This window comes from Mycobacterium sp., from assembly GCF_040398885.1.
In the GTDB taxonomy this organism is placed as follows: Bacteria; Actinomycetota; Actinomycetes; order Mycobacteriales; family Mycobacteriaceae; genus Mycobacterium.
Window position 1 is genome coordinate 1 of record NZ_JBBATF010000129.1, and the last position, 9134, is coordinate 9134.

Consider the following 9134-nt stretch of genomic DNA (forward strand, 5'->3'; position numbering starts at 1 on the left):
CGGTGATGAAGAACGGGGTGAACAGGCGGCCCTGCGCCTCGGGCTGACGGGCGATGCCGGAGATCAGCGCGTTGCCGGCGATACCGTCACCGATACCGGCGCCGATGGCGCCGCCGCCCAGGATGAGCCCGCCGCCGATCAGGGCGCCGGCGACGATCTGTGGGTCTGCCATTACTTATTCCTCCTTGGTTGCTGGTAGAAGCCCTACCAGGGTGTGTGGGGTGGTTCCGGGGGTCGGGCGAGTCTCTAGTGGTGCTCCTCATCCAGTTCCATGGACTGGCTGAAGTAGAGAATGGTCAGCAGCGAGAAGATGAACGCCTGGATCAGCCCCACGAACAGATCGAAGGTCTTCCAGATCGCATTGGGGGCCCACATGATGTAGGGCGGGAACAACGCTATCAGCGCCACCATGATGCCGCCTGCGAAGATGTTGCCGAAGAGTCGCAGGGACAGCGAGATCGGCTTGGCGATCTCCTCGACCAGGTTGATCGGAGCCAGGAAGGCGACGTGCCCCTTGAGGAGTTTGACGGGGTGTCCGATGAGGCCGCGCCGCCAGATGCCGGCCGCGTGGTAGCAGAGGAAGACGAACAGCGCCAGCGCCAGCACGAAATTGATGTCCGACGCCGGCGGCTTGAGCAGTTCGTGGGTGGCCCCGTCAGCGGTTTTGTATTGCACCGGCAGCACCGCTATCCAGTTCGAGATCAGGATGAAGACGAACAGGGTGACCGCCAGTGGCAGCACGAACGGTGCGATCTTCATGCCGATCGCGCCCTCTATCTGGCCGCGCATCTGGGTCGTGATCGCCTCCCAGAACAACTGCACACCGCTGGGCACGCCGGTCGACGTCACCTTGGCCCGCAGGTAGAACGCCAGCGCCAGGGTGATGACGGCGGCGAGGGCCGTCGCGTAGACCGTGTCGGTGTTGACGGTCATGCCCAACCAGGTGGCCGTGGTGTGGTGGCCGACCTCGATCGCCCCCTCGGCGAGGATCTCTTCGGTCATCGTTGATCAATCCTTGAACATGTTGTCGGGTGTTGAAGCGGAATCGCGGCGGAATTCGGCCGTTCCCATGTCATTCCGGGGCAGGTCGTCCGGTTCGCCGGTGCGGATCTTCTTCCACACCGGAAGTGCGGTGCTCAAGACCAGCACGACCTGGAACAGCGCGAGCCCGAAGACTACGCCGAGCCCCAGTGGGCGGAAGACCCAGGCGACGGTCAGCCCGACGACGGTGATCACCAGCAGCCTGGTGGCCGAGTTCAGCGCCATCTTGTGCTTGAGCGGGTGCGCGTCGGCGGTGATCGACGCGACGGACCGCTGCACCAGCAGCGCATTGACCAGGCCCAGTGCCAGACCGACGCCGAAGAACACCCCGAACATGGCGTGGCCGGCCCAGGCCGACAATGCGACGGCCAGAGCCGTCACGGCGGCGCACACGACGAGCAGTTGGGCGGGGCGGAAGACCACGGACGGCAACACCAACGGCCCGTCCGGCGCTGGCGTCGTCACACGTCCACCCACAATCGTGTCGTCTGTGGTCATCTGTCTTTGGGCGGCCGAATGGCCGCTGCGGGGCACGGTACCACATGGTAAAAAGGCGAAAATTTGTCTACTACCTGCCGTCGTAGAGACTGTCGTACAACGCCGTCAGTTCGTCGTCGTCCGGCATGTTCTCGCCGCGGATCAACGGGATGACCGTCACCACGATCGCGACGGCGATCGCGGCGAGCATCACCGCCCCGGTGTAGCGGGGCTCGACGAAGATGGTGCTCGCCGCGCCCAGCGCCACCAGCCCCACCCACAGGTAGATCAGCAGCACCGCTCGCCGGTGCGAATGGCCGATCTGCAGCAGCCGGTGATGCAGGTGCATCTTGTCCGGGCTGAACGGGCTGCGACCGGCCCGGGTGCGCCTGACGATGGCCAGCAGCATGTCCAGCGCCGGGACGAACACCACGGCGACCACCAGCAGGAACGGGGAGAGCAGGGCGAATACGTCGCGCGCGCCGTAGGCGCTCTGCGAGATCGGGCCGGCCGCCGTCGTCGAGGCCGCGGCCAGCATCAGTCCGATCAGCATCGAGCCCGAGTCACCCATGAAGATCCGGGCGCGGTGGAAGTTGTGCGGGAGGAAACCGAGGCACGCGCCCGCCAGCACGACCGAGATGACCGCCGGCGGGTAGAAGAGCACGTCGCCACCGTGGTCGCGCAGCAGGCCGACGGAATAGATGCAGATGGCCATCGCGGTGATCAGGCCCAGTCCGGCGGCCAACCCGTCCAGTCCGTCGACGAAGTTCATCGCGTTGACCACCGCCACGGTCAGCGCCAGGGTGAGCAGGATCGAGGTGGCCTGATCCAGCACGACGGTGCCGATCCCGCCGAACGGGATGTAGAGCACGCTCCACGCCACGCCCATGGTCACCAGGACGCTGGCGGCGGTGATCTGCCCGGCGAATTTGGTCAGGGCGTCCAGGCCCCACCGGTCGTCGATCAGACCGATCGCCATGACGAGTCCGCCGGCGATCACCACGGCCGGCATTCCGGAGGAGTAGACGAAACCGCGGGTCAACGCCGGCAGTTGGGAGGCCAGGAAGACGGCGGTGACGACGCCGAGGTACATCGCCAGCCCGCCCATCCGCGGGGTCGGCTGCAGGTGGACGTCACGCGCGCGGGGGTAGGCCACCGCGCCCAGGCGGGTGGCCAGCACCCGGACCCCGCCGGTCGCGAAATAGGTGACCGCGGCGGCGGTGAGGCCGACGAGGGCCAGTTCGCGCAGTGGGACGCCGGCGCCCCGGTCGGAGAGGGCGAGATAGGCCACATCCCCCATCGCCGGCGCTACTCCCCCGCGTCCGGCGCCGGGGCGGTCAGCGATTCGGCGTCCACACCGAGGACGGCGGCGATCGCCGCCACGCTGACCGGGCCCTCCCGCAGAACGCGTGGTGAGGCGCCGGTGAGGTCGACGATGGTCGAGGCGGCCTGCTGTTCGGCCGTGCCCCCATCGAGATAGACGTCGACGAGGCCACCGAGCTGGTACTGGGCCTCCGGCGCGGTGTTGGCCGGCGGCTGCCCGGAGATGTTGGCGCTGGACACCGCCAGCGGGCCGGTCTCCCGGAGCAACTCCAGGGCCACCGGGTGCAACGGCATCCGCAGCATGACCGTGCCGCAGGCGTCGCCGAGGTCCCAGCGCAGCGACGGCGCCTGTTTCACCACCAGACTCAACGCGCCGGGCCAGAATGCGCGGATCAGCTCGCGGGCCGAATCGGCGACGTAGTAGACCAGACCGTCGATGGTCTGCCAGGACCCGACCAGCACCCCGATCGGCATGTCGCGGCCGCGACCCTTCGCCGCGAGCAGGGCTGCCACCGCGTCGCTGCTGAAGGCGTCGGCGGCGATGCCGTACACGGTGTCGGTGGGCATGACGACCAGACTTCCGCTCTTGAGCGCGGCTGCCGCGGCGGCGATCGCTTCGGAGCGGTTCTCCGGGTCGCGGCAGTCGAGGGTCTGGCTCATGTCGCACTCCTGATCGAAGGGGTTCGGCGGGCGGTCACGAACCGCTGCCGCTGGGTTAGATCGCACCGGGGGGTCACATCGCTGAAGGCAGGCACCGGCGGGCAGGAGCGAAGCGACCCGGGAACGGGCACCGCCTGCACGGCCTCCACGCAGGCCGCCGAGGTGGTGTCGTCGTGTTCCACGGCCAGCAGCCCGCCGGCTTTGAGCCAGGCCGCGGCGCGCCGGACGATGGGCCTGATCACCGCCATCCCGTCCGGCCCGCCGAACAGCGCATGACCCGGATCATGCTGTGCGACTTCGGGATCCAGCACAGAGCCGGTCGGAATGTAGGGGGGGTTGGCCACCACCAGGTCGACGGCGCCGACGAGTTCGGGCAGCAGGGCGGGCTCGGTCACGTCGGCGGCCACGAGTCGGACGGCCGTGGAGGCTGTGTTGCGACGGGCGTAGTCGAGTGCGGCCGGATCGTCGTCGACGGCGATCACCGTGGCCTCCGGGAATCCGGCCGCCAGAGCCAGCGCCAGCGCGCCCGATCCGGTGCAGAGGTCGACGATGACCGGGGAGGGCGAAAGGGTCTGCGAAAGAGCCCATTCCAGTATCGACTCCGTCTCGGGCCGCGGGATGAACACCCCGGGTCCCACCTGCAACTCGATCGGCCCGAACGCGGCGGTCCCGGTGATGTGCTGCAGCGGAACACGTTCGGCCCGGATGGCCACCGCGTCATCGAACCGCTCGAAGAATCCCGGTTCGACGGAGTCCAGCAGGGCCAGCCGGCCACGTTCGGTGCCGGCCGCATGAGCGGCGAGAAGCTCGGCTTCGGTTGCCGCTGAATCGATTCCGGCCGCGGCGAGGATGCCGGCGGCCCGGTTGATCGCCTCGCGCAACGCTATGCCCAATTCTCGGCTCCCGCTCGCTCCGGTCCTCGCTTCGCTGCGATCCTCACTCACGCTCGCCTTCGGGTTCATGCCCGCTGTAACCGGGCTTGCTTGTCGGCGGCGACCAGCGCATCGAGCAGGTCGTCCATGTCGCCGTCGAGGACCTGGTCGAGGTTGTGCGCCTTGAAGTTGATCCGGTGATCGGCGATCCGGTTCTCCGGGAAATTGTAGGTGCGGATCCGTTCAGACCGGTCGACGGTGCGGATCTGGCTGGCCCGGTCGGCCGAGGCGTCGGCCTGGGCCTGCTCCTCGGCCAGCGCCTGCAGCCGGGCCGCGAGCACCTGCATGGCACGGGCCTTGTTCTGCAACTGGGATCGCTCGTTCTGGCAGGTCACCACGATGCCGGTGGGCAAATGGGTGATACGCACCGCGGAGTCGGTTGTGTTCACGCCCTGGCCGCCCTTGCCGGAGGAGCGGTAGACGTCGACGCGCAGATCCGACTCGTCGATCTGGACCTGCTCGACCTCGTCGGGTTCGGGGTAGACCAGCACCCCGGCCGCCGAAGTGTGCACCCGGCCCTGGGATTCGGTGACCGGCACCCGCTGCACGCGGTGCACACCGCCTTCCCACTTCATCCGCGACCACACCCCGTCGGCGGAATCGCCCTTGGCGGCGATGGCGATGGTGGCTTCCTTGTAACCCCCGAGATCGGAGAAGGTCTCGTCGAGCACGGTGACCGTCCAGCCGCGGCGCTCGGCGTAGCGGATGTACATCCGGGCCAGGTCGGCGGCGAACAACGCCGATTCCTCGCCGCCCTCGCCGGACTTGACCTCCAGCACGATGTCGTCGGCGTCGTGCGGGTCCCGCGGAGCCAGCATGTCGGTGAGTTGGGTGTCGAGCTCGGCGACCCGCGTTTCCAACTCGGTGACCTCATCGGCGAACGACGCGTCGTCGGCCGCGAGTTCACGCGCAGCCTCCAGGTCGCCGCGGGCCGCCTCCAACCTGCGATGGGTGGCCACGATCGGGGCCAGTTGGGCGAAGCGCTTCCCGACCCGCCGGGCGTTGGCGGCGTCGCCGTGCAGTTCCGGATCGGACAGTTGGCGTTCCAGATCGGCGTGCTCGGTGAGAACGGCGTCGATCGCGACAGCGGGTGCGCTCTGCGTCATCGTCGTCCTCTCCGGTCCCAGGCTATCGGGGCCAAGAATGTCGGGGCCCGCCAAACGCAGACCGACGCCCGGCCTCTCGCGGATGCGGGGGTCGGGCGTCGGTGGGGCGGCTATTTGTCAGCGGCCTCGGTGGCCTTGTCGGCGCGCTTGCCGTAGCGCTTCTCGAAGCGGGCCACGCGGCCGCCGCTGTCGAGAATCTTCTGCTTGCCGGTGTAGAAGGGATGGCACTGCGAGCACACCTCGACGGTGATGTGGCCGCTCTCCTTGGTGCTGTGGGTGGTGAAGCTGTTGCCGCAGCCGCAGACCACGGTGGTCTCGACGTACGCGGGATGAATTCCGGTTTTCATGGATTCCTCTTCGTTGTCCGGTCGCCGGGTCGCCGACAGATTCCCCTGTGACGTGAACCGGTACCCGAGGTGGTCGGCGTCCAGTATGCCAGTTCGGCCGCCACCTGCCTAAACGGGTCCACCCCGCCCCGGGCCGAGGTCTCAGTCGACGTCGGCCATGCCCGGCGCGGTCTTGGACACCTGGACCAGGAACTCGTAGTTGTTCTTGGTCTTGCGCAACTGGCTCATCAGCAGGTCGATGGCCTGGTGGCTGTCCAGACCGGAGAGCACCCGGCGCAGCTTGTGCACGATCGCGAACTCGTCCGGGGACAGCAGCAGTTCGTCCTTGCGGGTGCCGGACGGGTTGACGTCGACGGCCGGGAACACCCGCCGCTCGGCGATCTTGCGGTCCAGCTTCAGCTCGGCGTTGCCGGTGCCCTTGAACTCCTCGAAGATCACCGTGTCGCCGGTGGAGCCGGTCTCCACCATCGCGGTGGCGATGATGGTCAGCGACCCGCCGTGCTCGATGTTTCGGGCCGCGCCCAGGAACCGCTTGGGCGGGTAGAGCGCGGTGGAGTCCACGCCGCCGGACAGGATGCGCCCGGAGGCCGGGGAGGCGTTGTTGTAGGCGCGGCCCAACCGGGTGATGGAGTCCAGCAGCACGACGACGTCCTTGCCCTGCTCCACCAGCCGTTTGGCCCGCTCGATGGCCAACTCGGCGGCCTGGGTGTGGTCGGACGGCGGGCGGTCGAAGGTCGAGGCGATGACCTCACCCTTGACCGAGCGCTGCATGTCGGTGACCTCCTCGGGGCGCTCGTCGACGAGCACGACCATGAGGTGGCATTCGGGGTTGTTGCGGGTGATCGCGTTGGCGATGTCCTGCATGATCGTGGTCTTGCCGGCCTTGGGCGGGGACACGATCAGGGCGCGCTGGCCCTTGCCGATCGGCATGATCAGGTCGATCACGCGAGTGGTCAGCTTCTCGGTGGTGGTCTCCAGGCGCAGCCGCTGGTTCGGGTACAGCGGGGTCAGCTTGCCGAATTCGGGGCGGTTGCGGGCCGCCTCGACCGGGCCACCGTTGACACTGTCCAGACGCACCAGGGGGTTGAACTTCTGCCGCTGGTTCCCGCCGCCGCCGTCGCCGTCGCGGGGCACCCGCACGGCGCCGGTGACGGCGTCGCCACGGCGCAGGCCGTTCTTGCGGACCATGTTCATCGACACGTAGACGTCGTTGGGGCCGGCCAGGTAGCCCGAGGTCCGGACGAAGGCGTAGTTGTCGAGGACGTCGAGAATCCCGGCGACCGGTTGGACGACGTCGTCCTCGCGCAGTTCGGTCTCGCCGCCGCCGCCCTCCCCGCCGGGACGGTCGCCGCGGCGGCGGCGGTCGCGGAACCGGCGTCCGCGCCGGCCCTGGCGGTCTCCGCCGTCCTCTCCCTGCTGACCGCCCTGCTGGCCGCCGGAGGCGGACTCCCCGCCGCCCTGTTCGGCCGCGGGCGCCTCCCGGCGGTTGTCGGCCCGCGACGGTGCGGACTCCGGGCGCTCGGATTCGGACTTGGCTCCTTCGCCGCCGTCGCGGGTCCGCTCCGGCGGGGCTTCCGGGGCGGACTCGGCCCGCGGGGCCCTGCCGCCGTTCGGCGACCCGCCGCGGATCTCGGTGATCGCGGCGATCAACTCACCCTTGCGCATGCCCGAAGTCCCCTTGACACCGACCTGACCGGCCAGGACGCGAAGTTCGGGCAGCACCATCGTGGCCAGCGAGCCGCCCCCGGAACCCGCCTGAGCCGAACTGTTCGAGCCTTCGGCGCCCTCGGGCCGGGTGTGGTTCTCAGCCGCGATGAGGTCCGTATCAGTCACGGAATTCCTTTCTTTCCCCGGCGTTCTCATCTCGCGGGGGTTTCCGGCATCCAGCCGATTCGCTGGACGCGAAGTCTCACCGATGTCTGTGTCAGTGGGTGCCGGGCTCAGTGGCCGCAGGGCCAACCGTCAGCCCACTGGAATTAAATCAAACAAAATTGGTGATCGTCCTGGGTGTCGGCGCGAACGAGCCACGCAGCGGTCACCGGACAATTGCGAGGATAGCCCGGTTGGCTGCCCGAGGCAAGGAAGCCTCACCGGCGGTTCTCCTGCGCGGCGACCGCGACACCGGCACCCCAGCGCACCGGATCGCCCACTCCGACCTCGGAGGCGGCGAATCCGTGCTCGCGGGCGAAGCCCAGGGCAGCGGCCGGCAGGTCGGTGCCGTTGGTCAGGGCCAGCACCGACGGTCCGGCGCCGGAGAGCACCGCGGCCACTCCGTTGGCGCGCAGGAGCTGCAGAAATTGCGCCGACGGCGGCATCGCCGGGGCGCGCTGCGGCTGGTGCAGCCGGTCTTCGGTGGCCGCCATCAGCAAATCGGGACGCTCGGTCAGCGCCAGCACCAGCAAAGCGACACGACTGAGGTTGAACCGTGCGGTCTCGTGGCTCACCTGCGTGGGTAACAGCACCCGGGTCTCCGCGGTGGAGGAGCGCATCTCCGGGATGCCGGCGAACATCCGGATGTCGGGGTGCAGCCGCAGCGGTGCCGCGAAGTACCGGGCCTCCTCCCCCGCCGCGCCCGGCGGCTGGGTCCACGACACCACCGCCCCGCCGAGCACCGACGCCGAGGCGTTGTCCGGATGACCCTCGAACTCCCCGGACAACTGGATGAGACGGTCGGTAGTCAGCACGGGCCGGTCGGTCTGCGCCACAAGGGCATTCGCGGCGGCAAGACCGCCCACCACGGCGGCCGCCGATGAGCCCAGCCCCCGCGAGTGCGGAATAGTGTTGCGGCACTTCAGTTTCAGGCCGGATGCCTCGACGCCCGCGGCTGCAAGGCCGCGCCGGACGGCCACGGCGACCAGGTTGTCGGCGCCGGCGCCCACCTGACCCCGGCCCTCGCCCACGACCTCCACGACGGTTGGACCGGAGGTCGTCTCGACGGTGATCTCGTCGTAGAGCGCCAGCGCCAGAGCGAGGCTGTCGAAGCCCGGACCGAGGTTGGCGCTCGACGCCGCCACGGTCGCGCCACCGGTCAGCCCGGCGGGTAGCAAGACGGTCAACTCCGGGTTCACCCGCCCTTCAGTCCAGCCCCAGGGCGGCGACCACCGCGCCCGGGTCAACCGGGATCGCCGTGACGCTCGGCATGTCGCGCAGCGCGGTGTCCGGGTCTTTCAGGCCATGGCCGGTGACGGTGCAGACCACCGTCGAACCGGGCCGCACCCAGCCGTCCTCGACAGCCTTGAGCAGGCCGG

10 protein-coding genes and 1 pseudogene are annotated in these 9134 nt (G+C 69.0%); all 11 read right to left on the reverse strand.

Annotated elements, in window-relative coordinates; genetic code table 11:
* Positions 1-172 (reverse strand): ATP synthase subunit C-like protein (locus ADBZ5U_RS12070; RefSeq protein WP_526265758.1); only part of this gene is annotated, 172 nt, incomplete at its 3' end.
* A 74-nt stretch (positions 173-246) separates the two neighbouring features.
* Positions 247-1002, reverse strand: a complete 756-nt coding sequence (gene atpB, locus ADBZ5U_RS12075; protein WP_526265740.1) for a F0F1 ATP synthase subunit A — start codon at positions 1000-1002, stop codon at positions 247-249.
* 6 nt (positions 1003-1008) lie between these two features.
* Positions 1009-1506 carry an ATP synthase subunit I gene (locus ADBZ5U_RS12080; protein WP_526265742.1) on the reverse strand — a complete coding sequence of 166 codons (498 nt, stop codon included), beginning with the start codon at positions 1504-1506 and terminating at the stop codon, positions 1009-1011.
* Positions 1507-1609: 103 nt separating this feature from the next.
* Positions 1610-2818, reverse strand: coding sequence for a glycosyltransferase family 4 protein (locus ADBZ5U_RS12085; RefSeq protein ID WP_526265744.1), 1209 nt, complete (start codon positions 2816-2818; stop codon positions 1610-1612).
* An 8-nt stretch (positions 2819-2826) separates the two neighbouring features.
* A complete protein-coding gene (locus ADBZ5U_RS12090) occupies positions 2827-3501 on the reverse strand; it encodes an L-threonylcarbamoyladenylate synthase (protein WP_526265746.1) in 675 nt (224 codons plus the stop codon).
* Positions 3498-4463 (reverse strand): peptide chain release factor N(5)-glutamine methyltransferase, encoded by a 966-nt coding sequence (gene prmC / locus ADBZ5U_RS12095; protein WP_526265748.1) that lies wholly within the window; start codon positions 4461-4463, stop codon positions 3498-3500. Before prmC ends, ADBZ5U_RS12090 begins: the two co-directional genes overlap by 4 nt.
* On the reverse strand, positions 4460-5539 hold the full coding sequence (gene prfA / locus ADBZ5U_RS12100) for a peptide chain release factor 1 (RefSeq protein WP_526265750.1): 1080 nt from the start codon (positions 5537-5539) through the stop codon (positions 4460-4462). The genes prmC and prfA overlap by 4 nt, the downstream gene beginning before the upstream one ends.
* A 110-nt stretch (positions 5540-5649) precedes the next feature.
* Positions 5650-5886: a 50S ribosomal protein L31 gene (gene rpmE / locus ADBZ5U_RS12105; protein WP_526265752.1), complete on the reverse strand. Its 237-nt coding sequence runs from the start codon at positions 5884-5886 to the stop codon at positions 5650-5652.
* A 141-nt stretch (positions 5887-6027) separates the two neighbouring features.
* A complete protein-coding gene (gene rho / locus ADBZ5U_RS12110) occupies positions 6028-7719 on the reverse strand; it encodes a transcription termination factor Rho (RefSeq protein WP_526265754.1) in 1692 nt (563 codons plus the stop codon).
* A 254-nt stretch (positions 7720-7973) separates the two neighbouring features.
* Positions 7974-8942: a homoserine kinase gene (thrB, locus tag ADBZ5U_RS12115; protein ID WP_526265756.1), complete on the reverse strand. Its 969-nt coding sequence runs from the start codon at positions 8940-8942 to the stop codon at positions 7974-7976.
* Positions 8943-8961: 19 nt separating this feature from the next.
* Positions 8962-9134: pseudogene (locus ADBZ5U_RS12120) on the reverse strand (threonine synthase); the annotation flags it as partial.